We start from the raw sequence: 24,769 nt of genomic DNA on the forward strand, positions 1-24,769 counted from the left end.
CGCGTGACGTCAAAGGTGCACGCCGCCCGACACCTCGATGCGCTGACCCGTGACGAAGCGGTTGCCGGCGCCCACCAACGCGCCGATGGCGCCCGCCACATCTTCGGCCACCCCGAAGCGGCCGAGGGGCGTCAGCGAGGCGATGTGTTTCTGGACCTGCTCGTTCGAACGCAGCAAGCCGCCGCTGAAATCCGTCGCGACGGCGCCGGGGGCGATGACGTTGACCGTGATGCCGCGTGGACCGAGTTCGTGGGCGAGGTAGCGGGACAACACTTCGACCGCGCCCTTGACCGAACTGTAGATCGAGCGGTCCGGCGTGTAGAAGCGTGCAGTGCCGCTGGAAATGTTGACGATCGACCCGGGATTGGCGATCAGCGGCAGCAGCTTCTGGGTCAGGAAGAAGACGCCCTTGAAATGCACGTCGACGAGGCTGTCGAAGCCTTCCTCGGTGACCTGCTCCAGCGGCTCGGCGATCTGCAGTCCGCCGTTGTTGACGAGGATGTCGAAGCTGTCGCGCTTCCAGGTCTCGCGGAGCATGTCCCGGACCGTTCCGACGAAGGCGCCGAAGGTGGCGACCTTCGCCACGTCCAACGGCAACGCCGTCGCGGTGCGGCCCAGGGCCGTGATCTCTCGGACGACCTCGTCGGCCTCTTCGCGGTGCGTCCGGTAGGTGAGGATCACGTCCACGCCGTCATGGGCGAGTTGCAATGCCGTGGCGCGGCCGATGCCTCGGTTTGCGCCGGTGATCAGGGCGATGCGCTGGTGCGTGTGGGATGCGGTCATGTCCTGGCTCCTGAAAGTGGTTGGGATGGCTGAATGGTGAACTGGCAGACCTTTCCGATAAATGGTGCAATATCGACAACACTGTCCAGCCCAATTGCACAATCAGGAGCCTGTCCTTGGATCGCATCGACGCCATGCGTCTGTTCATCCGCATCGTGGATCTGGGCAGCTTCACGGCTGCCGCGGAGGAGTTGGACATGCCTCGCTCCAACGTCACCTACGCCGTGCAGAACCTCGAAAAACGCCTGGGCACGCGGCTGTTGAATCGGTCGACGCGACACGTCGCCCCGACACCGGAAGGGCTCATGTACTACGAGCGCTGCCAGCGCGTGCTGGAGGAGGTCGAGCACGCCGAGTCCCTGCTCGGCGAAGCCGCCCAGCATCCGCGTGGCCGATTGCGGGTCGATCTGCAGGCGGGCCTGGCAGCCGCGCTCGTGTTTCCGCACCTGGGTGATTTCTGTCGGCGATTTCCCGACATCGAACTGGTGATCGGCACCGGCGATCGGCTGGTCGACCTGGTCCGCGAAGGCGTGGACTGCGTGCTGCGCGGCGGGACGCCGCAGGAATCCGGACTCGTTGCACGCCGCGTGGCCGAGCTGCCCGTCGTGACGTGCGCGAGCCGACTCTACATTGCCGCTTTCGGCATGCCCGCCACCATCGACCAGCTACGCGAGCATCGGGCGGTGAACTTCCTGTCGACTGCGACGGGCAGGGTCGCGCCGTTCGAGTTCGTCGTCAATGGCAAGCTACGGACGATGCAGGTGCGCGGTCAGGTCAGCGTTACCACGGCGGAGGCCTATCGGGCCTGCTGCCTGCAGGGGCTGGGCTTCATCCAGAGCCCGCGCTTCGGCATTGCCTCATTGCTCGATTCAGGCGAGTTGGTCGAAGCGCTCGCAGACACGCCGCCGCCGCCGATGCCGATCTCGGTGATGTTCCCGTGGCAGCGACGCATGATGCCGCGGGTCCGCGTGTTCATTGACTGGCTGGTCGAGCGCACGCAAGTCCTGCCGGGCGCGCAGGGCCACGTGGCGGCGCTGCATCACTGATCATCGTGGCGCGATGTGCGCCGGAGGCCGCCCGTCCCGGCGCTATGCCGCCGCTGGCTCGATGGCCGGGGCGTGCGTCACCGAGGGAGCCGGGGCACGCGGGCGCAGCAGGAAGTAGGACAGTGCCGGTATCAGGAGCACCGCCCCGACCATGTTCCAGATGAACATGAATGCCAGCAGGATTCCCATGTCGGCCTGGAACTTGATCGGCGACAGCGCCCAGGTGAGTACGCCCGCGGCCAGCGTCACGCCGACCAGCACCACTACCTTGCCAGTGAACTGCAGCGCATGGCGATAGGCGTCGCCGAGCGATGCGCCGCCACGCTGCTGCGCAAGCTGAACGCTCAGCAGGTACAGCGCGTAGTCCACGCCGATGCCGACGCCGAGCGCGATCACCGGCAGCGTCGCCACCTTGACGCCGATGCCGAGCCACACCATCAGTGCCTCGCACAGGACGGACGTGATGACCAGCGGCACCACGGCCACGACCACGGCACGCCAGCTGCGGAAGGTGATGAAGCACAGCACGATCACGGCGGCATAGACCAGCAACAGCATCTGCGTCCAGGCCTTGCGGACCACGATGTTGGTTGCGGCCTCGATGCCGGCGCCGCCGGCCGCCAGCAGGAACTGGCGGTCGCCGTTGCTGTGCGCATCTGCGAAGGCGGCGCTGGCCTGCACCACGCGGTCCAGCGTCTCGGCGCGGTGGTCGGCCAGGTAGGCAATCACCGGCATCACGGAACATTCGGTGTTGAATAGCTCCGGGTTGTTGACGCTGGCCTGCTGCGCGCCGTAGTTCAGCACGTCCTGGTTGCGCGCGATGGTCAGCCACTTGGGGCTGCCTTCGTTGCTGCCGGCGGTGATCTGGCGCACGGCATTGGTGAGCGACATCGTGGTCTGCACGCCCGGCACCTGCTGCAGCGTCCAGGCGAGGCGGTCGGCCTCGATGAGCGTCTCGTACTTCAGGCAGCCTTCCTTGGCGGTCTTGACGATCACCGCGAAGGTGTCGCTCGACAGCGAGTAGTTGGCCGTGACGAAGGCGTTGTCGCGGTTGTAGCGTGAGTCCGCGCGCAACTCGGGCGCACCGGGGTCGAGGTCGCCGATCTTCAGGTGCGTGCTGACCGCGAAGCCGACCGCGAGCAGCATGGCGGCCGAAGCCACAGTGGCGATGGCCCAGCGGCGCTCGGTGAAGCGGCCGAGCCAGCCGTAGACGCGGTCGAAGCCGCGCGCTTCGCCCTCGCCGTGGTCGGTGTGCAGGCTGCGTTGTGCGGCCTTGGCGCTGACGCCGATGTACGACAGCAGCACCGGCAGCAGGATCAGGTTGGTCACGATCAGCACGGCCACGCCGATGCTGGCGGTGAGTGCCAGGTCCTTGATGACCGGAATGTCGATCAGCATCAGCACCGCGAAGCCCACCGCATCGGCCACGAGCGCGGTCAGCCCGGCGAGGAAGAGGCGGCGGAAGGTGAAGCGCGCTGCCACCAGCCGGTGCGCGCCGCGGCCGATGTCCTGCATGATCCCGTTCATCTTCTGCGCGCCGTGCGACACGCCGATCGCAAAGACGAGGAAGGGCACGAGGATCGAGTATGGGTCGAGCTCGAAGCCGAGACCCGCAACGAGCCCGAGCTGCCAGATCACCGCGACCAGCGAGCAGGCGACCACCAGCGCCGTGCTGCGCAGGCATCGCGTGTAGAAGTAGATGATGAGCGTCGCGACCAGCGCCGCGAGGCCGAAGTACAGCGCCACCTGGTAGAGGCCGTCGATCAGGTCGCCGACCAGCTTCGCGAAGCCGATGCTGTGCACCTTGATGCCGGTCGGCTGGCCTTGCGCATCGGTCTCGTAGCGCGCACGCATCTCTTCGAGCGCGTGCGACAGGCCGCGGTAGTCGATGCGCTGCCCGTTGCCGGCGTCCAGCAGCGGCACGACGATCATGCTCGACTTGAAGTCATTGCCGACAAGGCTGCCGACGAGGCCGGCGCGCGCGATGTTGCCGCGCAGCTGCTCGGTGACGGCGGGCGAGCCGTCGTAGTTGTCGGGCATGACCGGGCCGCCGCGGAAGCCTTCCTCGGTCACCTCGGTCCAGCGCACGGCGGGTGCCCAGAGGGACTTCATCCATGCGCGGTCGACGCCCGGCGTGAGGAAGAGTTCGTCCTGGATCTTCTTGAGCGCGCCGAGGTACTTGGGGTCGTAGATGTCGCCCTGGGTGTTTTCCACGACGATGCGCAGCGAGTTGCCCAGCCCGCGCAGGTCCGCGCGGTGCTCCAGGTAGTTCTGGATGTAGGGATGGCCCTGCGGGAGCATCTTCTCGAAGCTGGCGTTGAGCGACAGCCGCGTCGCGGCCAGTGAGCCCAGCAGCAGCGTGATCAGGCCGCAGGCCATCATCACGATGAAGCGATGATTGAAGATGAGCCGCTCCAGGCGCGAGCCGGAGCGGGTGTCGAACTGGTCGAGCGAAGTCGGCGCGGACAGGTCCGCGGGTGTGGGGGTGTGCATGGTGTTCTCCGGCTGCCCGCTCAGGGCAGGGGAAGCGATTGGGCGCCGCGCGGCCCTGCGATGACGAGCGTGCCCTTGGCAGGCGTCACCACCGCGGCGGCGGGGGCGGTGCGTTCGGTGGATGCGGTCTTGAAGCTCGCGCCGTCGTCGGTGCTGCTCAGGATGTGGCCGGCCTGGCTGACGATGACGATGCGCCCGTCGTCCTGCAAGGTGCCGGCGGTCAGGCCGACCTGCAGGCCCGTGGGCGTCTGCTGCCAGCTCTTGCCGCCGTCGGTGCTGCGCAGCACGGTGCCGCGAAGGCCGTAGGCGACGAGTGAGCGGGTGCTGCCGGTGATGCCGAACAGCGTGCCCTTGTAGGGCAGTTCGAGCGCGCGGAAGCGCGTGTCGCCGCGTTCCAGCTTGAGCAGCAATCCCTGCTCGCCGCTGATGTAGACGTCGGCGCCGATGCCGCGCACGGCGTAGAGGTGCAGGCCCTTCGGATTGTCGAGCGCGTGCAGCCATGGCGCCCAGTGCGCACCGCCGTCGTTGGTGTGCAGCACGAGGCCGAAGGCGCCGACGACGAAGCCTTCGGAGGCATCGCGGAACCAGACGTCGAGGAAGGGGTTCTCGGCGCCCTGCGCCTCGAAGCGTCGGGCCTCGTCGATCAGCAGTCCGGCGCGTTTCGGATCGTCGGCCGCGAGGGCCGCTGCTTCGCGCTGGTAGTACTGGACCATCACGCCGCCGACCTTGAGACCGTCGAGCTGGACGGTCCATGTGACGCCGGCGTCGGTGGTGTGCAGCACGACACCGTCATGCCCCACGGCCCAGCCGTTCGTCGCGTCCGGGAAGCTGACGGCGACCAGGTCCGAGCTGACCGGCACTTCGGCCTGGCGCCAGCTCTTGCCGGCATCGTCGGAGTAGAGGATGTGGCCGCGCTGCCCGACCGCCACGATGCGGCTGCCGGCGCTGGCCAGGCCGTTGAGCAATGCACGCGAAGCGAGCGGGCTCTTCACGGCCGGCGTATCCAGCACGTCGCGCCATCCCTTGCCCGATGCGGGCTGTGCCGCCCAGGCCAATGCGCCGGTGGTCAGCGCGATGGCCAGGGCCAGGCTGCCCGTGGTGACTCGCTTCGCGTTCATGCAGAGAGTCTCCTTCTCAGCGCACGCCGGAGCCGGCAAGCGAGTCGGCGGTCCATTCGCGATCGCTCAGCGCCTTGGTGTGGCGCAGGCCGCCGGTTTCGGCGATGTAGCCGGTCAGCGAATAGATGCGCGAAGCGAAGTCGTAGTGGCCGAACATGTCGGTGTACGGTGCGGGCAGGTCGTAGCTGGGCGCCATGTAGGCGAAGCCGGCGCGGTAGAGCTGGCCGCGTGCGTCATAGTTGTCCGAGGCGAGTGCCGCCCACGAGTCTTCGTCGAGGTAGAAGGTGCGCTTGCCGTAGACATGGCGCTTGCCTTCGCGCAGCGTCGCTTCCACGACCCACACGCGGTGCAGTTCCCAGCGCACGAGATCGGGGTTCAGGTGGTTGGGCTTGAGCAGGTCGTCCTGCTTCGACTGGTACACCGCGGCGTAGTCGTTGTAGGGCACGACCATCTCCTTCCTGCCGACCAGCTTGAAGTCGAAGCGGTCCATCGAGCCGTTGAAGATGAAGGTGTCGTCGAAGGTCGTGGCGCCTGCGGTGCCGGGGTTGGGCGTGTCGTACGACAGGTCGGGCGCGACCTTCACGCGGCGCTGGCCGGGAAGGTAGGCCCAGGCGCGACGGTCCTTGTTGCCGATGTCCAGCGGGTCGACGATCAGCAGGGCCTCGCCCGCGCGGCGTGCCGGTCCGGTGTACGTGAGCTTGATGCGCCAGTAGGTGTCCGCTGCGTCCTTGTTCGTGTCCCAGAACGGAAAGTCCTGGACGCTCATGCCTTCGGTCGCCAGCGCGGGACGGCCGCTGGCATCGACGTTGAGGTTGCGGTACTTGGCCTCGTAGCTCTGGCCGTTGAAGCGCACGAGGTGATTCCACATCGCCTCGTAGCCGTCCTTCGGAATGGGGAACGGGAAGCCGGCGTGTGCCCCTTCGATCGAGCGACCGTCGTTGGTGGTCTTGGCCTTGACCGCATTCGCCGCCGTGTTGTCGGTGACGAACTTCGGGAAGGCGACGGTGCGGTGCGTCGGGTACACATCGACACGGAAGGACGGGTACTTCTGCAGCAGTTCCTTGGTGCCGGCGGTGAGCTTGTCCGCGTGCTCGGCCATGTTCCTGGCATCGATCACGAGGCGCGGCTTCTCGCCGGCGAAGGGGTCCGGGCGGATGCCGTCGCCGGCCTTGTAGCCCGCGGGGCCGCTCTTCATGCCGCCGGTGTAGGCGGGGATGGTTCCGTCCTTGTTGGCGGACTTGTCCGCGCCGACGGGCGTAAGGGTGGTGCCGAGCGACTTGGCTTCGTCGGCGGTGATGGCAGCCTGGGCGGCAAAGCCTGTCGAAGCGGCGACGAGGCCGGCGAGAAGGGAGTGGGCGAGTTTCATAGTCGAATCCTCAGAAGGTGGTCTTGAAGGTGAGGCTCAGGAAACCGCGATCCTTGAGCAGGGTGGTGAAGCCGTTCTGCGCGGTGACGGCGAATCCGTTGTCCTTGTAGTGGCCGATGTAGTCGATGTATTTCAGGTCGAAGCGGTACTTCTGGCGGACGTCGACACCCAGGCCGACGCTGTAGTTGCCGTTGCCCTGGTTGCCGCCGAAGACGGTCGGCGCGTTGCCGCTGAGTCCGACGGCGTACGTGAGCGGTGCCGACAGGTCGACGCCGGGGAAGACCTGGAACCATGTCGGCGTGAACGAGAGTCCGGCGCCGAAGTAGTTCTTGGTCGTGCAGCCGTCCCACTTGTCCTTGCCGATGCAGGGTGCGAAGCCCTCGGCGAAGAACAGGTTCTGGCCGCTGGTGACCTTGCCCCAGCTTGCCCAGACCAGTTCGGCCGCCCAGGAGGCGGTGTCGAAGAAGGCTGTCTTCGGCACGACACCCACGGCATTGACGAGACCGTGGTAGGTGTCGCCGCGCGGTCCCTTGGTGTCGCCCTGCGCAGGCAGGCCGGGTGCGATGCCGAGCACGGTGCTGTTCAGCGGCGTGTTGTGGCGATACGAGAGCTCGGAGCCGAAGCTGATGCCGCCGATGTTCTTGGCCAGGCTCACGCCGAAAAGGTCGATGCCGTCGGCGTAGATCAGGTTGTAGCGGCTGATGCCGGGTCCGACGCGCGTCAGGAAGGTCTGCGGCAGCTTGTCCGAGAACCTGCGGTAGTAGAAGCCCATGGTGCCGTCGAGCCACTCGGGGCTCCAGCGCGTGGACACGCCACCCTCCTGGCCGCGCTGTTTGGGATCGGACGGATCGCCGCGCTGCGCGAAGCCCAACGGCTGTGAGAGGAACTGGCGGTCAGGGCCGTTGAAGGCGAAGTCCACGGGACCGAGGTAGGTGCCGCCTTCGGGGTAGCGGAAAGCCTCCCACTCGAGCATGTACTGCGCGGCGACCGACACGGTCTCGGTGAGCTGCGCCTGCATCGAGATCTGGTTGAGCGGCCGGAACAACTCCTTCGCTTCAACGCCGGGCGTGGCAAAGCCCTTCTGGAGGTCCAGCGGGTTCTGCGCATAGGCAATGCCGTTGAGGTTGCCGGCGAGGAAGAGCGATTCGCCCCAGTACAGCGAGTGGCTGCCCAGCTTGGCATTCACCGGCACGTTGCCGATGTCGACGCCGCCGAAGACAAAGGCGTCGAGCCACTCGCCCGACGGACCTTGGTAGTAGCGGTTGACGTAGGGGCTGTACGTCTTGTTGACGTAGCTGGGGATGTTCCTGAAAGGCGGGAACGGATTGGTCTTGCTGTTCGGGCCGTAGGCCTCGTCATACCAGCCTGCACCGCTCACGCGGAAGCCGTAGCGCTTCTGATAGGTGAAGTCCAGCTCGCTCAGGATGTCCAGCCGGTTCGCGACCGTGTCGCCATGGTCGAAGCTGTAGGTGCCTTCATCCGCTATCACGGTGTTGCCGATCTTCTGGTCGCGGCTCTCGACACGGTTCGCGTAGTTGTAGCGAAGGGTGTTGTCCCACCGGATCGAAACGTCGGGATTGCCCGTGTCGAATTCGAACGCGCCTGCGCCTCCAGGGGCGAGCGTGAGCAGAAGGACCGCGGCGGTCGTGGCTGCAATACGGAAGGACGGGAAGGACGGGAAGGACGGGAAGGACGGGAAGGACGAGCGGGCTTCGATGGATCCCGTCTTGAGCTTGGGGTGGTACACGTGTCTCCAGTGCGTGGTCTGTAGGGGAGGAAGCCCCTGACACGCGATAGGTCAGGGGACGGGCGGAATTCTGGAGTTCAGGCCCGCGCGCACCCCCCTCCTTGTTGGAGGGGGGCAGGGGGTGGGAAAGTCTCGACGCGAGGGCGCCGCCGGGTGCGCGAGGCACCCGGTCGCGGCTCAGCCGCCGAGCGCCATGATCGCGGCCACGAGCGCGATGCCGAGGCCCGCCATGATGAGGCCGACCTTCCAGCTTCCGTAGCCCGCGTAGCGCCCGAGGGCCAGTCCACCGATGAACAGCATCGTGACGGCGATGGCGCGGGACACGGTCATGGCCAGGCCGACATCCTGGAGCAGCGCGAAGGGCAGCACCACCGGAAAGGTGGCGGCCACGACGATCAGGAAGATCGCGATGGCGGCCACCACGTCGTTCCACAGCACGGTCGGCCGTGCCGGGACGGAGGCCAGGGCGACAATGCGGCCGCGGATGGCCTCGAGTTCCGCCTCCATGACGAGCGTTGCGCCGGCCTTCGTCAGGGCACTCGCGACAAGCTTGCGCCCTTCTTCCGCATTCGCAGCGGCGCGCACGGAGAGCACGAGACTGATCCGTCGCCCGCGATCGGTGATCGTGCGGACCAGGTACATGACGGCATCGACCAGCCCCCAGGCGAGATTGCAGCCCAGCGCGGCGACGAACATCTCGCGGATATCTTCGCGGCGTGAATCGGCCACCGAGATGGCGCCCACGAAGCTGAGCGCCATGAACAGGCCGAAGAGCATCTCCGAGACGCGGTCCACGGGGTTCAGCACCGGTTCCCGTGCCGTCGCCTCGTTCTTGACAATCTGCCCGGTCATCGTCTCAGCGCGCCGACATGGAGTCGGCGATGCTCATCAGGTTCTGCGGCTGCACGCGGATGACCCCGCGCCGAGGGCTGTCGATGTCCGCGATCAGGAAGAAGGAGATCGACAGGACCAGCGGGAGAACCATCATCAAGGTGCGCTCCTCCCTCGCATTCCGCGCGCCGTAGCCGATCAGCACATGGCAGCAGACCGCAATGGCCGTCATCAGGATCCATGCCGCGGCGGGAATCCGGTTCCACCAGGCCGCCTGCGTGTAGCCCTGCGAGTTCAGGACGTCGTTCATGCCCGCGGCGACCAGCGTCGCCGGCGGCGTGGGCGTGTTCTTCGCATTCGCGGCGACGACCGCCCACATCCGGGCCTGCAATGCAGCGGTGCGTGCATTGATCTCGCGAAGCTGTGCCGAATCGCGGACCGTGTAGAACAGGACTCGCTGGCCGAAATAGTCACGCAGCAGGGCGCGAACCTTGGCCGCGTCCTCGGCGGGCAGCAGGTCGGCACGGACGTACTCGGTGCTGATGGCGTTGGCCTCCGCCTCCTCGAGATTCTTGCGCTGGTCGTAGCGATTGACCGCCATCGAGAAGGAGAACGCGACGATGAGCCCCATCAAGGTCAGCGAGGCGCTCAGGATGATGCTGAAGTCCTCATGCATGTCTTGCCTGGGCGTCCACCATCGCCTGAGCAGGCGCGCTCCCGCCCACAATGAAAAGGTCAGCAGAACGACAGATATCACGAAGATGAGAAGGGGGAAGTCCGTCAGCCTCGTGGCGTCGCCGTTCATGGGGTTCATCAGAATGTGACCTTCGTGGAGTACTGCAGGCGGTAGTCGATTTCCGACGCCCCGATCTTGTTCTCGAGTCGGCCCCAGATCAACTCCGCGCCCGTCGTGACGTTCTTCGCAGCGGCAAAGAGCAGGTTGATGGACGAGTAGCTTCCCTTTCGGAAGGCCGTGGCGAGCTGGCCGCCGGTGTTGTTCTGGCGATGTTCGCTGTAGCCGATGGCGGTGCTCCACCTCTCGCTCCAGGCGTGGTTGTAGTACAGCAGCCATCCCACCGATGGGACGGTCTCGGCCTGCAGGTTCGCGCCCGGGGCCAGGTCCACGCCGCCGTCGTTCATGTAGCTGGCGATGCCGCGTCCTCCCGCGAGCTGCCAGCCCAGCGTGTCCTTGCCATGGACGTTGAACGTCCCGCTGAGGTTCAGCCCGTAGCCGGTGCGCGTGCCGGACGGGTCGCCGCTCGGGGAGGCCGTGTTCTGGTAGCCCACCTGGCGAAGGACGACGGCGGAGCGGACATGGCCCCAGTCGCGGTCGAGCTTGAGCGACGCGATGGCGTCCGGCGCGCGGTTCCATGAGGCGATGCTGGCGCCGAGGGCCGGGTCGATCCTGTTCACCCTGCCCGCGTCGATTGCGGCGCTGGGTGCTTCGAGCGAGAAGGCCACGCTCATGCCGTCGCGGCTGTAGGGTGTGAAGCGCATCTGCGGATTGCGCACGAAGACCATGCCACTCGGCCCCCAGTAGTCGATGGTGTTCGGGAAAACGTCGATGTCCATGAAGTTCGTGTACGTCTGGCCGACGCCGAACTGGCCCCATTCGGCCCAGGCGTTGAGCCAGTGCACCTGCGTGCTGCCATCGGTGCCGAAGAGGTCGAAGCTCAGGTCCGTCCTGATCTCGCCGAGCGTGGTGGGGATGACGGACTTGAAGCCCAGGCTCGACTGCCGCACGCTGAAGATCGATGCGCCGTCCTTGCCACAGCCTGGAGAACCTGGGCAGACGATCGGGATCTGGGAGGGTCGCAGCGTCGCGTTCCAGTCGGGATTCATGCGCCGGGCGTCGTAGATCGCGTCCAGCATCGCCTGGCCGTAGAACTGGCCCGTTGCCTTGTCCGCGATGGCCGCGGCATCTTCGGCGCGAGTGCCTACCGGGACCGCTGGTGCCCATGCGGAGGCAGCGGAGGGGGCAGGCGAGGTGGTGGAGGTAGCGTCTGCAGCCACCGGCCGCGCGGAGGCAGCGGCAGCGGCAGCGGCAGGCTGCTGTTGCTCCAGCGTGGCAACACGCGACTGCAGATCCTGGATCGTCTTCAAGGCCTGATCCAGCATCGACTTGAGCTCCGCGTTGCTTTGCGCGTGCGCGACGCCGCCCAAGGTGAGCGTGACCGCGACGACTGTGGCATGTCGTTTCATCCCGTCGCTCCCGGCATTGAACTGCCCCCAGTGTCCGCTGGCGCGCCGCTCGGCGGATTGAGTTCGATCAATCGACGACAATGCTGCCCCCCGACCAGACGGCACCCGCGACCGTTGCAACTTGGTGAATCCACATTTGCTTGTGGCGCACTCCTCATCTAGCATCGCGCGAATTGAAACGAAAGGTTCCGGGTATGCGACGTTCACCGAGGGGGCGGACTTCAGCGGGGTTCTCGTCCCTTGCGCTATGCCTGGGAGGACTGGCCGTTTCGCCGAGCGCGAACGCATCGTTCCTTCCGCCCGAGATGATGGCCTCGGCGGCCACGGGCCTGGCGTGGTTCATCATCTTCGTGGTTCCGATCGCCGGCATCGTGCTGTTCTGGATAGTGCATGTCATGCCTGAGAAGATCGCGCACAAGCGGCACCATCCCCAGCGGGACGCGATCAAGACGCTCTGCCTGCTGTCGCTGTTCTTCGGCGGCATGCTGTGGCCGATCGCCTGGCTGTGGGCCTACGTGAAGCCGGTGGGCTATCGGGCGGCCTATGGCACCGAGAAGCACGAGGACTACTATCACGAAGAGGGCGAAAAGGCCCGCGCGGGCGAATTGCTGGAGCATGAGATCGCGCACCTGCGCGAAGAGCTCGATGTGATGAACGCCAAGGGCACATTGACCGCCGACCTCAAGCAGTTGCGCAGGGACCTGGCCGCAGTGTCGCCGGCCTCGGTCGACGCGGCCGTCGCAAGAGAGGCGAATTCCTGATGGAAGCACTGCTCCTTGCCATCTACGCCTTCTTCGTCTGGCTCTTCTTCATCAAGCTGAAGTGGCTGCCGTGGAACACCGCGACGCAGGTCACGGTGGTGATCATCCCGATCGTCGCGCTCACGGCGTTGATCCTGACGCTCAATGTGGTCGCCCCTTCGACGGCGGACGTCCGGGTCGTCAAGTACGTGGTGCAGATCGTGCCGCAGGTGCGGGGGCGGGTGCTGGAGGTACCGGTCGAACCGAACCGGCTCGTGAAGAAGGGCGAGCTGCTGTTCCGCATCGACCCGACCCAGTACCAGAACGAACTCAACGCCGCCAAGGCGAGGCTTGCCGCCGACGAGGCGAAGTTCGCTGCGGCCGGTGCAGGGCTGGTCGATGCTTCGGCCGGCGCGCGGCAATTGCAGGAGCAGTTGAAATCAGCCACGGGTCAGGTCAGGGCGCTGCAGCCGAGGTTGGAACTCGCACGACTGCGGGTCCGGCAGAACCAGGAACTGGTGGCCAGCGGTGCGGGTGACAAGTTCGCGCTGGAACAGGCCCAATCCAACCTGATCGAACTGCAGGCGCAGATCGCGACGGCGACGGCCAACGAGGCGCAGGTCACGCAGAAGCTGGCGGGGCAGGTCAACGGCGAGCAGGCGACTGTGGCGTCGGCGCGGGCCCAGCTCGCGACGGCCAAGGCGCAGGTCGACATCAGTCGCGCGGATCTCGGCAACGCGCAATGGAACCTCGACCAGACCTCCGTCTACGCACCCTCCAACGGCTATGCGATCAACGTCCAGCTCCGGCCGGGCTCCTTCGTGGTCTCGGTGCCCCTGGCGCCGGCGATGACCTTCGTCGAGGAGACCTACCAGGTGATCGCGCTCTATGCCCAGAACGAACTGCGGCTCGTGGCGCCGGGCGATCGGGCCGAGTTCACGCTCGCGACCTATCCGGGTCACATCTTCTCGGCCAAGGTCGATTCCATCGTCTGGGCGCAGGGACAGGGGCAGGTCCCGATTTCGGGCACGCTGCCGCAGACAGGTGTGTACCCGCAGGTGCCGGGCCGATTTCCCGTCAAGCTCATCGTCGATGAGCAGGACGCCGCCACGTTCCTCGCCGCCGGCGCGGACGGCCAGGGTGCGATCTATACCGAGCATGTGGAGATGATTCACATCATCCGCATGGTGATTCTTCGCGTCGGCTCGATCACCAACTACCTTGTCCTGAAGCTGCACTGATGCGCACGATTTCGCTTCGACGATCGATGCCCGTGGCCGCGCTGGCAGCGCTGGCGGCCGTGATGGCGGGCTGCGCGCTCAAGGATCCGCCGACCGCGGCGGACCTTCAGAAGGACGTGCTTCAGCAGGCGCCTCCGCCAACGGGATTCAGGGCGGGCGGGGGCATCTCCGCACCCGTCGCGGACGGCTGGCTCGCCAGCTTCGAGGAGCCCACGCTGACGGCGCTCGTCAACGAGGCGCTGCTCTACAACGCGGACCTCCGGGTGGCGGCGGCGCGGGTCGAGCAGGCGGGCGGCTACGTGAAGGTCGCCTCCGCGGCGCTGCTGCCGTCCGTGGGCCTGGTCGGTCTGGGCGGCGGAAAGTCGGGCGGCAGCGGCGGGCTGGACGGCATCTTCGTGAACGCATCGCTCGAACTCGACGTCTGGGGCCGTCTGCGCTATGGGCGGGCCGCGGCCAGGGAGCAGTCGGCAGCGGTCGAGGCCGACTACGCCTATGCGCGCCAGTCGCTCGCAGCGATGGTTGCGAAAGCCTGGTTCCTCGCAGTCGAGGCCGGGATGCAACGCGTGGTCACGCAGGATGCGCTGGGTTCGGCCGAAACGCTGCTTCGCGTGGCCGATGACCGTTTGCGCATCGGCAACGGCAACGCGCAGGCGGTAGCCCAGGCACGCGCGAACGTCGGCCCCTACCGGGACTCGCTGAAGCAGGTCGAGCTCGCGCGCGAGCAGGCCCTGCGTTCGCTCGAACTCCTGCTCGGCCGTTATCCGGCGGCCGAAATCGCGGTCGCGGACCGGCTTTCTGCCGTGCCCCCTCCGGTGCCCGTGGGCATGCCGAGCGAGTTGCTGGAGCGCCGGCCCGACGTGGTGGCCGCCGAGCGCCGCGTCGCCGCCGCATTCGATCGCGTCGGCGAGGCCAAGGCGGCGCAACTCCCGCGGATCAGCCTCACCGCGGGCGGCAGCAACGTGTCGAGCGAGCTGATCGTGCTCAAGGACAGCAGCAGCCCGATCTGGAGCTTCGGCGGCAACCTGATCGCGCCGATCTACCAGGGTGGGGCATTGCGCGCACAGGTCGAGATCCGCACGGCGGAACAAAAGCTGGCAGTGGCCGAATACGCGCGAGCGGGCCAGAAGGCTTTCAGCGAGGTCGAGACCGCCCTGGGCACCGAGTCCATCCTGCGCGAACGCGACGCCATCCTCGCGGCGAACGTGCGCGACAGCGAGCAGGCGCTGGAGCTCACGAAGATCCAGTACCGCGTCGGTTCGGTCGATCTGCGCACGGTCGAGCAAAGCCAGCTCTCGCTCTACGCGGCTCGCACTTCGCGCCTGCGCGTGCAGAGCGAGCAACTGGCGCAGCGCACCAATCTCTATCTGGCGCTGGGCGGCGGATTCGACCTGCCGGCGATGACAGCGGCGGCGAAGTGAAGTCTGAGGGAGCGGACTGCGCGAAACAGTTGCCCCTGAGTTGATCGATGTCAAGGTGGCCTCGTCGCCTCCTTCTCACAATGTCACATCGGACGGCGTGAGATGCCGTGTGGCTGCTCGCCACGGCGCTCCGCCCACGGTTTGGAGAAAAACCAAGGAGAACGCAATGGCGAAAGGCGAAAAGAGACATCACGGAAAGACATCCCACAAGGACGAAGTGCAGGAGCCGCCGGCACCGGCGACTGAAGCCGACGCGAAACCTGCGCCGTCGAAGGCGCTGTCGCGGAAGGACTACGACAAGGCCCTGCGGGAACTCCACGTCGAACTGGTCAAGCTGCAGGAGTGGGTGCAGCACGCCGGCCTCAAGGTCTGCATCCTCTTCGAGGGCCGCGACGGCGCAGGCAAGGGCGGCACGATCAAGGCGATCACCGAGCGCCTCAGTCCGCGCGTGTTTCGCGTCATCGCCTTGCCGGCACCGACCGAACGGCAGAAGTCACAGATGTATGTGCAGCGCTACCTGACTCATCTGCCGGCGGCCGGCGAGGTCGTGATCTTCGATCGGAGCTGGTACAACCGCGCGGGGGTCGAGCGCGTGATGGGCTTCTGCACGGACGAGCAGGTGAAGGCCTTCCTCCAGGCCACGCCGCTGGTGGAGCAGGCGATCATCGCTTCCGGCGTCATCCTCCTGAAGTACTGGCTGGAGGTCGGCCCGGACGAGCAGACCCGCCGGCTCGAAGATCGCATCCAGGACGGCCGCAAGGTCTGGAAGCTGTCGCCGATGGATCTCAAGTCGTACAGCCGCTGGTACGACTATTCGCGGGCCCGCGACGACATGTTCAAGGCCACCGACCTGCCGTCGACGCCCTGGTACGTGGTGCGTTCGGACGACAAGAAGCGCGCACGCCTGAACCTCATCACGCACCTGCTCGCCCACGTTCCCTATGAGTCGATCCCGCGCGAGAAGATCAAGCTGCCGAAGCGGCAGCCGCGCGGCAACTACAAGGAATCGGACCATCCGGTCCGGTATGTCGAAGAGGTCTTCTAGCGATCCGGATCGGCGACCGGGTTCTCCTCGACGCCCTGGGCCTTGGCCATCACGGCGCGGCGGACCAGGCCGATGTGTTCGCGCAGCGTGTACGCCTCGCTGGCATAGCTCAACGGGGCGCGGATACGTACGGCAGCCTGCTCGATCCGGACCAGGTCGCCCAGCCACTGCTCGACGGGCAGGGCGCCGGTGCGTGTCCTGACGTCGTGTTCGAGCAAGGCCAACTCCCCATACCAGCGGTAGATGCGTGACCGGATGCGCCAGCGAAAAAGACGCGGCAGGAAATTGGTCAAGGGAACGATCACGAACAGCACGGGCACCAGCAGGATGATCAGGCGCTCGAGGTAGGCTGCGACCGTGAAGGGCAGGTAGCGGTGAAGCATGCTGGGACCGAAGCGGTGGTGGCGATTCGCATCGGCCGACACCGGCAGGTCCACCGCCGCCGTGTTCGGGAACTCGTCGTCCGCCTCGAAGTAGCCTTGCTTGCCGTGCAGTTCGCGCGCCGCTTCGAGGAGGAGGTTGACGATCGCCGGCGACAGCCCGTCGCGCGAAACCAGCATCGCCTTGGTGCCGATCAGACTGACCTCCTGCGCCGGAAGGTGCTCGGCGAGATCGATGGTTCCCGGCGGCAAGGTCAGCTTCGTGATGTACGGAAAGTTGCGCGGGTAGGCATCGGCGCGTGCGAGGCTCAGCAGCTTCAGCTCCGGGTCATGCAAGGCCTGCCAGATCGCCGGGAACTGCGCGGGACCCACCAGGAACGCCGCATCGACCTCTCCGGCCTGCAGGGCGCGCACCGCGGCCAGGTTGACCAGCGGCACCAGCTCGGAATTGAGGCTCGTGACGTTGTTCGCGGCCAGCAGCGGTTCCATGAACGCGCGCACGCCGCTGTCCGGCGATCCGACGGCGAGCCGCTTGTGGCGCAGCTCGTCGAAGTGCGGGTGCACGACGGTGTCGCGATAGAAGATCCAAAGGGGTTCGTAGTACAGCGCGGCAAGCATGACGAGGTTGTCGCGGTCGGATGCGCGCACGACACCGCCTTGCATGAAGGCCACATCGACGCCCGAACGGGGGTCGCGCAGCAGGCGCTCATTCTCTTCGGCGCCGCCGGTCATGCGTTCCTCGACCGTCACGCCCTCGCGAGCGAGGATTTCCTTGTAGCGCTGCGCGTACTGGTGGTACATGCCGTCCGGCAGGCCGGAAGCGAGGACGATGTGGCGCGGAATCGCGCTCTGCAGCAGCCACGCGCCCAGGAAGGCAAGGGCGATGCTGGCCGCGGCGAGCAAGGTCCAGCGCGCGTGCTCGTGCCGGGCCGCTAGAGGCAAATCACCGAGTCGCATACAGCGTCGCATCGTGCCATGGGCTGAATGCTGCGCGCTTGAGAGTTGTCAAGTCAAAGAAAAAGCATCGCAAGGACAATTCGGCGTCGTCTACTTTGCGAAGGTCGACCGATGACAACGCCTTTCAAGCCTGACCTCGTGCTGGAAACACGGCTGTCCCGGAAGCTGATGGATGTGTTCATCCGGGCCGGACTGGTCCTCGCCCTGACCCTTCTGTGTTACCGGATCTTCTCGCCCTTCATCTCCATGATGGCCTGGGCGCTGGTCCTGGCAGTGACGATCTATCCGGGCCATCAGGCGCTGGCCAACAGGCTGGGCGGAAGACAGGGGTTGGCGGCCACCTTGCTGGCGCTGGGCGGCATCGCGCTGATCGTGGTGCCCACGGCCGTGGTGCTGGGATCGATGGGCGATTCGGTGCATCAGACCATCGAACGGGTAAAAGACAGCAACGTGGAGATTCCGGCGCCGCCGGCCCGCGTGGCCGAGTTCCCCATCATCGGCAAGAAGGTGCATGGTCTCTGGTCGTTGGCGCATACGGACATGCCGGCGGTCATCGAGAGGATGCAGCCCGAGCTCGGCCAACTGGCCGCCAAGGGGCTGGAGATGGTGGCGAGCATCGCAGGAACGGTGCTGCTCTTCATGTTCTCCTTCGCCATCGCGGGCATCATCATGGCCTTCGGCGAGTCGGGCGCCAAGGCCTCGCAGTCCATCCTCGGACGCATCGTCGGAGCCCGGCACGGCGCGGCGTTCGCCGCGCTGGCCACCCAGACCATTCGCGCGGTGGCCCTGGGCGTCGTGGGCGTGGCCTTCATCCAGGCCATCGTCGTGGGCATCATCATGATCGTTGCCCAGGTTCCCTTCGCCGGCGTGCTGGCCGTGGTCCTGCTGGTGCTGGGCATTGCGCAGGTGCCGGCCCTGCTGGTGACCGTGCCGGTCATTGCCTATATCTGGTTGTGCGGGGACTACGAGACCGTGCCGGCCATCGTCAACTCCGTGCTTCTGGTGGTCGCCGGCATGCTCGACAACGTGCTGAAGCCGCTCTTCCTGGGCCGGGGCGTGGATGCGCCCATGCCGGTGGTCCTGATCGGTGCGCTGGGCGGCCTGGCGGGCGCCGGCATCCTGGGCATGTTCCTCGGCGCGACCGCGCTGAGCCTGGGTTACCAGATCCTCATGCGGTGGGTGGCGACCGATCCGGACGTCGTTGTCTTGGAGAGCGATCCGCCGGCCGTGACTTGAGCCGATGCGCGCGATGCCTTCGAAGCGATCGAGGGTGCGAGGGATGGCGTTGGCCGGTGCCGTTGCGATGCTTGGAGGGTGCACGACCGTGGGCCCCGATTTCGAGCGGCCCCGGGTGCCCTGGCTGTCCGGCTGGACCGGCGGTTCGCTCCAAGCCCTCGCCGCCGATCCGAGGCGCCCGCGCAATGGATCGGTGCAGACGTGGTGGCGCAACTTCAACGACCCCGTGCTCGACCAACTCGTCGCCGAGGCGCAGCGCGTCAACCCGGGCGTGCGGATCGCCGGCATGCGCATCATGGAAGCGCGGGCGCAGCTCGGCATCGCGGACAGCACGCGCTATCCGCAGGTGCAGCAGGTCAACGGCGAACTGCTCGGCGTGGGAGAGCGGCGCTCGGGCGGGCGCGACAACAGCGCGTTGACTGCGAGTGTCGGGTTCAGCCTGGGCTGGGAGATCGACTTCTGGGGCAAGTTCAGGCGCAGTATCGAGTCGGCCGATGCCGCCTACTTCGCCAGCATCGCCCAATACGACGACATGCAGGTGTTGATGGCAGCGCAGGTCGCCGGCCTGTACTGCTCGATCCGTACGGTGGAACTGCGGCTGCGCATCTCGCGCGAGAACGCGGAGCTGCAAAGGCGCAGCCTGCAGATCACGGAGCTGCATTTCAGGAGCGGCAACGAGTCCGAACTGGACGTGCAGCAGGCCCGGGCGCAGTACCTGGGCACGCTCTCGACCGTGCCCCAGCTGGAGATCGCCCTGCGCCAGACGCAGAACGCGTTGAGCGTCCTGCTGGCCCGTCCGCCGGGCCCGCTGCCCGAGATGAACGAGGGAAAGGAACGCATCCCGCAGGCGGGGCTGGACGTCATCGTCGACATGCCGGCCGAACTGCTGAGACGCCGCCCGGACGTACGTGCGGCCGAAATGCAATTGGCCGCGCAGTCCGCCCTGATCGGCGTGAGCGTGGCGGACCTCTACCCCTCCATCTCGCTGCTGGGCTCGCTGGGCCTCTCGGCCACGTCGGTCGAGGGCTCGTCGCGGACCCTGAGCGGGGCCATCGGCCCCAGCCTGGTCTGGAACGTCTTCGACCATGGACGGCTGACCAACACCGTGCTGCTGCAGGACGCGAGGTTCCAGCAGTTCTACGAGCAGTACCAGGATGCGGTGCTTCGGGCCGCGCGCGAGGTCGATGATGCTTCGGTCGGCTTTGCCAAGACCGGCGAGCAGATCGTGCTGCTGGCGGACGCGGTGAAGGCTGCCCAGCGTTCGCTGGAAATCGCCGACAGGCAGTACAACGAAGGGCTGGTCGACTTCCAGCGCGTGCTCGACTCGCAGCGGACGCTCTTCAGCGAGCAGGACCAGCTCGTGGCCAGCCGTGGCAGCCAGTCGCAGAGCCTGATCGCCATCTACAAGGCCATGGGCGGCGGATGGGAGGCGGCCCGGAGCCGCCCAGTGCTCGACGCCGAGACGCAGGAAACCATGGGCCGGCGCAGCGACTGGAAGGGCATGCTGGCAGCGCCGTTGCCGCCGCCGGGCGCCGATGCGCTGCCCACTTCGGAAGGGACGAGACCATGAACGAAGAAGCCACGCCGCCCACGGAGCCGCCGCCCGAGACCGACAAGGGCGCCCGCATCGGCGCGATCGTCGTGCTGGTGTTGATCGTCGCCAGCCTGGTCTGGTATTTCGTATCGGATCGCCTGACGCCCTACACCTCGCAGGCGCGGGTGCAGGCCTTCGTGGTGCCGGTGGCAGCAGAGGTGTCGGGCCGGGTGCTGAAGGTGCACGTCCGGAACAACGACAACGTGCAACAGGGACAGCCGCTCTTCGAGATCGATCCGACGCAGTACCGGATCGCACTGCAGCGGAGTCGATCCGACTACGAATCGGTCCGGCGCTCGGTCAATGCATCGGTGGCTTCGGTGGATGCTGCCCAGGCTGGACTGCGCGCGGCCAAGGCCAACTCTGTCTACGCCCAGCAGGATGCAACGCGACTGGAGCAGATCTTTGCGGAAGACCCTGGCGCGATTTCCATCCGCCGGGTCCAGAGCGCTCAGGCCAGCCGGGTCAAGGCACTCAGCCAGGAGCAGGCCGCCCGGGTGGACCTGATCCGTGCCCAGGAAGCCGCGGGCGAGAGCGGCGACAAGAACGCGCAACTGATCAGCGCCCGATCGGCCGTCGAAAAGGCCGAGCTGGACATGCAGCGCACCGAGGTGGTCGCGCCCGCCGGCGGCCTCGTGACCGACCTGCGCACCGACGCCGGGCAGTTCGTGGGGGCCGGCGCGCCTGTCATGACGCTGGTCACCATCCACGACCTCTGGATCAGCGCGGACATGACCGAGAACAACCTCGGCAACATCGAGCCCGGCGACGCGGTGGCGATCGTGCTCGACGTGATGCCGGGCAAGGTCCTGAAAGGCCGGGTGCGCAGCGTCGGCACCGGGGTCGCCAGCGGGCAGCCGGCGCAGCCCGGCACGCTGCCGACCATCGAGAACAGTCGCGACTGGCTGCGGCAGGCGCAGCGCTTTCCGGTGGCCATCGAGTTCGATTCTTCCGAGCGCGAGCAACTGCGCGCCGTGCGTGTCGGCGGACAGGCCGAGGTGCTGGTCTACACAGGCGATCACGGACTGATGAACTGGCTGGGAACGGCCTTCGTCCACATGATGAGCATGTTGTCCTATGTCTACTGAGCGCCGCCGCATGGGAAGGGCGGACAAGGCCGTGCTGCGACTGGCCATCGGCCTGGGCCTGGCGGTGCTGGTCGCCTACGGCTTCGCGCTGAAGGCGCCCTATGCCGTCTGCGTGGTGGCCGTGCTGATCCTGTGCAAGCCGGGGCCGCCGATCCCGCTGTTCAAAGGGATCGTGTTCGCACTCGTCGTCGCTGCGCTGATGATGGCCGGCGTGCTGCTGGTTCCGGTCCTGAAGCACTACGCGCTGGCCGGCGTCCTGCTGGTCGGGTCGTTGCTCTATGCGGTGTTCTATTCGGGTGCGCGCAATGCCAATCCGCTCGCGACGATCCTGGTGATGGCCATCTCCCTGATTCCTGTGATCGGGGTGGTTGAACAGGCCCTGGCCTTCCAGATCGGCGTGACCCTCGCCGTCGGACTCTGCATCGGCGTGCTGGTCAGCGGTGCCTCGCATGCCCTCTTTCCCGACCGCGCCGAGCCTGCCGGCAAGAGGGCGACGCCGGACGTTCCGAGCCGGGATTCGGCCAGGTCGACGGCCTTGCGCGCGGTCCTGGTGGTCATGCCGGTTTTCGTTCTGGCGTTGGCCAACCCATCCTTCTACGTCGCGGCCATCATGAAGTCGGTGGCGCTGGGGCAGCAGGCCGGGTCCACGAGCGCACGTTCGGCCGGACGAGAGCTCGTGGGGTCCACCCTCATGGGGGCGGCGATCGCCGGTGTGCTCTGGATGGGCCTGTCGCTGCGTCCGAACCTCTGGATGCTGATGCTGTGGATGACTGCGGCCGCGCTGTGGGCGGGGACGCGGCTGTTCCGGGTCCGGGCCAGCGGCTTTCCGCCGTCGTTCTGGGTCCAGTCGCTGGTGACCATGCTGCTCCTGCTGGGGCCGGCCATCGAGGACAGCGCCGGCGGCAAGGATGTGCTGAGGGCATCGGCGGTGCGCGTTGCCCTGTTCGTCGCCGTCGCGCTCTACGCATGGGCGACGGTGTGGGCGCTGGAACACTGGCGAGCCGCAAGATCCGACACGCTGCACTTCAAACAAGGCTGAACGGAGGAACCACACCATGCTGATCAATCTCGCGATCGGATTGCCGACGGTCCTGCTGTGCCTCGTGCTGCAGGCGGTCTTCACGTTCTGGAGCATTCGCTACTACATGGGCCGGACGCAACGCGAGGCCTTCATCGCACGACCAGCCCTTCAGATTCGCTCGCTGCTGGTGGTGATGATCGTGCTGATACTGGGCAACTTCCTCCAGATCATGATCTGGGGATCGCTGTTCATGGCGCTGGGCGAGTTCAGCGAGCTGTACGAGGCGGTGTATCACTCGGCAGTGAACTTCAGTTCTCTGGGCTACGGTGACGTGGTGATGACCAAGCCCTGGAAGCTGCTGGGCCCGCTGGAGGCCGCGAATGGGGTGTTGATGTTCGGCCTGACCGGTGCCGCGTTGATGGCGATCCTGCAACAGATGATCAGGGTCCAGGCCGAAAAGGCGGGGCACACTCTTTGACCGGGCACTGACGGTCAACCCGCCTTCGATTGCTCGAACTCGTCGATGACATCCGCGACCGAGATCCTGCGCCCGAAGTAGCCCACGCTTTCTTCCAGCCCTTCGGCGCGGAGGATGTCGCGCACCGGCGCATGCGCCGCGACCAGCCGCATCCGGATGTCCGACTCCGCCAGGTCGCGGTGCAGCTTCGCCAGCATCCTGGCGCCGGCCATGTCGACCTGCGGCGAGGTCGACAGGTCGCAGACCACGAGCCTCGTCGTCCCTGCGGAGGCGCGCAGCAGTTGCGTCACGACCTCGCGCACGTGGTCGACGTTGAAGTAGAGCAGGGCGGAGTCGACACGGAAGACCAGGGCGCCCGGGACGCGTATGTTGTCCGGGTTGCGCTCGATGTCGGAGAAGGTGCGCGTACCGGGTATGCGCCCGAGCGTGGCGACGTGTGTGTTCGCGACACGACGGATCAGCAGCACGAGCGACGCCAGCACCGCCACGATCACCCCGTTGAGGATGCCGAGCAGCAGCACCGCGACGAACGCGATCATCGACACGACGAACTCGTAGCGGCTCACCCGCCACACGCGCTTCATCTCGCCGATGTTGAACAGGCCCTTGACGGCCACCAGCACGATGGCGGCGAGGACGACGTTGGGCAGGTTCTTCAACCCGCCGGTCAGGAACATCAGGCACAGGCCGATGGTGACCGAAGCGAACACGAGCGCCAGCGGCGTCCTGGCGCCGGCCTTGTCATTGACCGACGACTGCGAGAGTCCACCCGCGACCGGATAGCCCTGGAACAGCGCTGCGCCAAGGTTGGCCGCTCCGAGACCGAGGAATTCCTGGCGAGGATCGATCTCGTACTTGTGCGCATCGGCCAGGGCACGCGCGGCCGAGACACTCTCCACATAGGCCAGCAACAGGCAGGCGAACGCGAGCGGAATGACGCCTTCCACATCGCGCACGCGCAGGCCGGGCATCTTGAAATCCGGCAGGCCCTGGGGCAGGGCCCCGACGACCTTGAAGCCCAGGTTGTCGAGCGAAGTCACCGACATCACGATGATGGAAGCCACCACCACGAACAATGCGGCCGGCCGGCCCGGCAAGTACTTCTCGGCCAGCAGGAGCAGGGCGAGTGCGACGAGACCGAAGGCCAGCACGGCGAGGTTCGTTTCGGGAAGTTGCCCTCCGAGGATGACGAGTCGCTCGAAGAAGTCTTCGCCGCCGCCCTTGACGCCGAACAGCTTGGGCAGCTGCGTGAGCGCAATCGTGCAGGCCGCGCCAGCCTTGAAGCCGAGCAGGATGGTCTCGCTGATGAAATTGACCAGCGAACTCAGGCGCAACAGCCATGCGATCACGCACATGGCTGCGATCAGCAGGGCCGTCAGCGCGGCGATGCTGGCCCATCGCTCCGGATCGCCTTGCGCCATGCCCGCGACAGTGACGCCGACGAGCATCGAGATCGCCGAAGTCGGCCCAATCGCCAGTTGGCGCGACGAGCCGAACAGTGCGTAGAAAAGGCCGCCGAGGAGATAGCAGTAGATGCCGTACTGCGGGGGCAGGCCGGCCAGCGTCGCGTAGGCCAGCGACACCGGGATGCCGTAGGCGGCCAGCGTGACGCCGGCGACCGCGTCCTTCACCAGCCACTTGGGTTGATAGGACGGCAGCCATTGCGCGGGCGGGAAATAGGCGCGCCAACTGCGCGGCTGTGGCTGTGCCGCGAATGGGTCGACGGGTTGTGCCTTCTGAACCATGAGGACCTCCAGACCACACCGGCGACTCAGCTTCTGGGCACGTCGACCTTTTTCCAGCTCGGATCGGGGTTGAAACGCGTCAGTGCTCGCGCGCTGGCATCGCTGCCAGGTCCGAGGTCCTTCTCGTACAACGTGCCGTCGTGGCTGACCATGAAGCTCATGACGCCCGTTTCGCCGTAGCGGATCGGCCATGCCACCAGCGCGAACCCGCTGCGCATGCGGTTGCCGATCACGTAGTCG

21 protein-coding genes are annotated in these 24,769 nt (G+C 66.6%); 10 read left to right on the plus strand and 11 right to left on the minus strand.

Annotated features, from left to right (window positions below; all coding sequences use genetic code 11):
- Nucleotides 1–9 precede the first annotated feature (9 nt).
- Nucleotides 10–783 (minus strand): SDR family NAD(P)-dependent oxidoreductase, encoded by a 774-nt coding sequence (locus tag AC1D3B_RS05250; protein ID WP_478189598.1) that lies wholly within the window; start codon nt 781–783, stop codon nt 10–12.
- A 116-nt stretch (nt 784–899) separates the two neighbouring features.
- On the opposite strand from AC1D3B_RS05250, the gene AC1D3B_RS05255 reads away from it, so the two are divergent.
- Nucleotides 900–1,829, plus strand: coding sequence for a LysR substrate-binding domain-containing protein (locus tag AC1D3B_RS05255; protein WP_478189599.1), 930 nt, complete (start codon nt 900–902; stop codon nt 1,827–1,829).
- Between the two features lie 42 nt (nt 1,830–1,871).
- Here AC1D3B_RS05255 and AC1D3B_RS05260 read toward each other — a convergent pair whose 3' ends face one another.
- The 7 genes from AC1D3B_RS05260 to AC1D3B_RS05290 form a co-directional block, all read right to left on the minus strand.
- A complete protein-coding gene (locus AC1D3B_RS05260; RefSeq protein WP_478189600.1) occupies nt 1,872–4,322 on the minus strand; it encodes an efflux RND transporter permease subunit in 2,451 nt (816 codons plus the stop codon).
- Between the two features lie 20 nt (nt 4,323–4,342).
- The gene (locus AC1D3B_RS05265; protein WP_478189601.1) at nt 4,343–5,440 is read right to left on the minus strand and encodes a WD40/YVTN/BNR-like repeat-containing protein; all 1,098 of its coding nucleotides are present in this window, start codon (nt 5,438–5,440) and stop codon (nt 4,343–4,345) included.
- Between the two features lie 16 nt (nt 5,441–5,456).
- On the minus strand, nt 5,457–6,806 hold the full coding sequence (locus AC1D3B_RS05270) for a DUF1329 domain-containing protein (protein ID WP_478189602.1): 1,350 nt from the start codon (nt 6,804–6,806) through the stop codon (nt 5,457–5,459).
- Nucleotides 6,807–6,816: 10 nt separating this feature from the next.
- Entirely contained in the window at nt 6,817–8,553 is a 1,737-nt protein-coding gene (locus tag AC1D3B_RS05275) for a DUF1302 domain-containing protein (RefSeq protein ID WP_478189603.1), read from the minus strand.
- Nucleotides 8,554–8,730: 177 nt separating this feature from the next.
- Nucleotides 8,731–9,405, minus strand: a complete 675-nt coding sequence (locus AC1D3B_RS05280) for a hypothetical protein (RefSeq protein WP_478189604.1) — start codon at nt 9,403–9,405, stop codon at nt 8,731–8,733.
- Between the two features lie 4 nt (nt 9,406–9,409).
- Nucleotides 9,410–10,198 carry a bestrophin-like domain gene (locus AC1D3B_RS05285; RefSeq protein WP_478189605.1) on the minus strand — a complete coding sequence of 263 codons (789 nt, stop codon included), beginning with the start codon at nt 10,196–10,198 and terminating at the stop codon, nt 9,410–9,412.
- Nucleotides 10,198–11,586: a DcaP family trimeric outer membrane transporter gene (locus AC1D3B_RS05290; protein WP_478189606.1), complete on the minus strand. Its 1,389-nt coding sequence runs from the start codon at nt 11,584–11,586 to the stop codon at nt 10,198–10,200. The genes AC1D3B_RS05285 and AC1D3B_RS05290 overlap by 1 nt, the downstream gene beginning before the upstream one ends.
- 194 nt (nt 11,587–11,780) lie before the next feature.
- Here AC1D3B_RS05290 and AC1D3B_RS05295 point away from each other — a divergent pair, with 194 nt between their 5' ends.
- The 4 genes from AC1D3B_RS05295 to ppk2 all read left to right on the plus strand — a co-directional run bounded on the left by AC1D3B_RS05295 (nt 11,781) and on the right by ppk2 (nt 16,030).
- Nucleotides 11,781–12,347: a DUF3302 domain-containing protein gene (locus AC1D3B_RS05295; protein ID WP_478189607.1), complete on the plus strand. Its 567-nt coding sequence runs from the start codon at nt 11,781–11,783 to the stop codon at nt 12,345–12,347.
- Complete coding sequence (locus tag AC1D3B_RS05300) at nt 12,347–13,567, plus strand: HlyD family secretion protein (protein ID WP_478189608.1); 1,221 nt, start codon at nt 12,347–12,349, stop codon at nt 13,565–13,567. The genes AC1D3B_RS05295 and AC1D3B_RS05300 overlap by 1 nt, the downstream gene beginning before the upstream one ends.
- A complete protein-coding gene (locus tag AC1D3B_RS05305) occupies nt 13,567–14,985 on the plus strand; it encodes a TolC family protein (protein WP_478189609.1) in 1,419 nt (472 codons plus the stop codon). The genes AC1D3B_RS05300 and AC1D3B_RS05305 overlap by 1 nt, the downstream gene beginning before the upstream one ends.
- A 166-nt stretch (nt 14,986–15,151) precedes the next feature.
- Complete coding sequence (ppk2, locus tag AC1D3B_RS05310; RefSeq protein WP_478189610.1) at nt 15,152–16,030, plus strand: polyphosphate kinase 2; 879 nt, start codon at nt 15,152–15,154, stop codon at nt 16,028–16,030.
- On the opposite strand, the gene AC1D3B_RS05315 is transcribed toward ppk2, so the two are convergent.
- Nucleotides 16,027–17,367, minus strand: coding sequence for a TAXI family TRAP transporter solute-binding subunit (locus AC1D3B_RS05315; RefSeq protein ID WP_478189611.1), 1,341 nt, complete (start codon nt 17,365–17,367; stop codon nt 16,027–16,029). The two genes, ppk2 and AC1D3B_RS05315, sit on opposite strands and share 4 nt — an antisense overlap.
- Nucleotides 17,368–17,478: 111 nt before the next feature.
- Between AC1D3B_RS05315 and AC1D3B_RS05320 the strand changes: the two genes are divergently transcribed.
- The 5 genes from AC1D3B_RS05320 (at nt 17,479) to AC1D3B_RS05340 (ending at nt 22,784) form a co-directional block, all read left to right on the plus strand.
- Nucleotides 17,479–18,603, plus strand: a complete 1,125-nt coding sequence (locus AC1D3B_RS05320) for an AI-2E family transporter (RefSeq protein WP_478189612.1) — start codon at nt 17,479–17,481, stop codon at nt 18,601–18,603.
- Between the two features lie 67 nt (nt 18,604–18,670).
- Complete coding sequence (locus AC1D3B_RS05325; RefSeq protein WP_478189636.1) at nt 18,671–20,173, plus strand: efflux transporter outer membrane subunit; 1,503 nt, start codon at nt 18,671–18,673, stop codon at nt 20,171–20,173.
- Nucleotides 20,170–21,285 carry an HlyD family secretion protein gene (locus tag AC1D3B_RS05330; protein WP_478189613.1) on the plus strand — a complete coding sequence of 372 codons (1,116 nt, stop codon included), beginning with the start codon at nt 20,170–20,172 and terminating at the stop codon, nt 21,283–21,285. Before AC1D3B_RS05325 ends, AC1D3B_RS05330 begins: the two co-directional genes overlap by 4 nt.
- Nucleotides 21,275–22,324, plus strand: a complete 1,050-nt coding sequence (locus AC1D3B_RS05335) for a DUF2955 domain-containing protein (RefSeq protein ID WP_478189614.1) — start codon at nt 21,275–21,277, stop codon at nt 22,322–22,324. Before AC1D3B_RS05330 ends, AC1D3B_RS05335 begins: the two co-directional genes overlap by 11 nt.
- 16 nt (nt 22,325–22,340) lie before the next feature.
- Nucleotides 22,341–22,784 carry an ion channel gene (locus AC1D3B_RS05340; protein WP_478189615.1) on the plus strand — a complete coding sequence of 148 codons (444 nt, stop codon included), beginning with the start codon at nt 22,341–22,343 and terminating at the stop codon, nt 22,782–22,784.
- A gap of 14 nt (nt 22,785–22,798) precedes the next feature.
- Here AC1D3B_RS05340 and AC1D3B_RS05345 read toward each other — a convergent pair whose 3' ends face one another.
- Both AC1D3B_RS05345 and AC1D3B_RS05350 read right to left on the minus strand, forming a co-directional pair.
- Nucleotides 22,799–24,529, minus strand: a complete 1,731-nt coding sequence (locus AC1D3B_RS05345) for a SulP family inorganic anion transporter (RefSeq protein WP_478189616.1) — start codon at nt 24,527–24,529, stop codon at nt 22,799–22,801.
- A 26-nt stretch (nt 24,530–24,555) separates the two neighbouring features.
- Nucleotides 24,556–24,769: DUF2950 family protein (locus tag AC1D3B_RS05350; RefSeq protein WP_478189617.1), on the minus strand; the 214-nt coding region annotated here is incomplete at its 5' end.

This window comes from Variovorax sp. P5_A3 (assembly GCF_056400665.1).

Bases quoted from the DNA above. Each gene is read 5' to 3' on its own strand.
- AC1D3B_RS05250 (WP_478189598.1), bottom strand. From the start codon at position 783: ATGACCGCATCCCACACGCACCAGCGCATCGCCCTGATCACCGGCGCA.
- AC1D3B_RS05260 (WP_478189600.1), bottom strand. From the start codon at position 4,322: ATGCACACCCCCACACCCGCGGACCTGTCCGCGCCGACTTCGCTCGAC.
- AC1D3B_RS05265 (WP_478189601.1), bottom strand. From the start codon at position 5,440: ATGAACGCGAAGCGAGTCACCACGGGCAGCCTGGCCCTGGCCATCGCG.
- AC1D3B_RS05270 (WP_478189602.1), bottom strand. From the start codon at position 6,806: ATGAAACTCGCCCACTCCCTTCTCGCCGGCCTCGTCGCCGCTTCGACA.
- AC1D3B_RS05280 (WP_478189604.1), bottom strand. From the start codon at position 9,405: ATGACCGGGCAGATTGTCAAGAACGAGGCGACGGCACGGGAACCGGTG.
- AC1D3B_RS05285 (WP_478189605.1), bottom strand. From the start codon at position 10,198: ATGAACCCCATGAACGGCGACGCCACGAGGCTGACGGACTTCCCCCTT.
- AC1D3B_RS05290 (WP_478189606.1), bottom strand. From the start codon at position 11,586: ATGAAACGACATGCCACAGTCGTCGCGGTCACGCTCACCTTGGGCGGC.
- AC1D3B_RS05295 (WP_478189607.1), top strand. From the start codon at position 11,781: ATGCGACGTTCACCGAGGGGGCGGACTTCAGCGGGGTTCTCGTCCCTT.
- AC1D3B_RS05300 (WP_478189608.1), top strand. From the start codon at position 12,347: ATGGAAGCACTGCTCCTTGCCATCTACGCCTTCTTCGTCTGGCTCTTC.
- AC1D3B_RS05305 (WP_478189609.1), top strand. From the start codon at position 13,567: ATGCGCACGATTTCGCTTCGACGATCGATGCCCGTGGCCGCGCTGGCA.
- ppk2 (WP_478189610.1), top strand. From the start codon at position 15,152: ATGGCGAAAGGCGAAAAGAGACATCACGGAAAGACATCCCACAAGGAC.
- AC1D3B_RS05315 (WP_478189611.1), bottom strand. From the start codon at position 17,367: ATGCGACTCGGTGATTTGCCTCTAGCGGCCCGGCACGAGCACGCGCGC.
- AC1D3B_RS05320 (WP_478189612.1), top strand. From the start codon at position 17,479: ATGACAACGCCTTTCAAGCCTGACCTCGTGCTGGAAACACGGCTGTCC.
- AC1D3B_RS05325 (WP_478189636.1), top strand. From the start codon at position 18,671: ATGCTTGGAGGGTGCACGACCGTGGGCCCCGATTTCGAGCGGCCCCGG.
- AC1D3B_RS05330 (WP_478189613.1), top strand. From the start codon at position 20,170: ATGAACGAAGAAGCCACGCCGCCCACGGAGCCGCCGCCCGAGACCGAC.
- AC1D3B_RS05335 (WP_478189614.1), top strand. From the start codon at position 21,275: ATGTCTACTGAGCGCCGCCGCATGGGAAGGGCGGACAAGGCCGTGCTG.
- AC1D3B_RS05340 (WP_478189615.1), top strand. From the start codon at position 22,341: ATGCTGATCAATCTCGCGATCGGATTGCCGACGGTCCTGCTGTGCCTC.
- AC1D3B_RS05345 (WP_478189616.1), bottom strand. From the start codon at position 24,529: ATGGTTCAGAAGGCACAACCCGTCGACCCATTCGCGGCACAGCCACAG.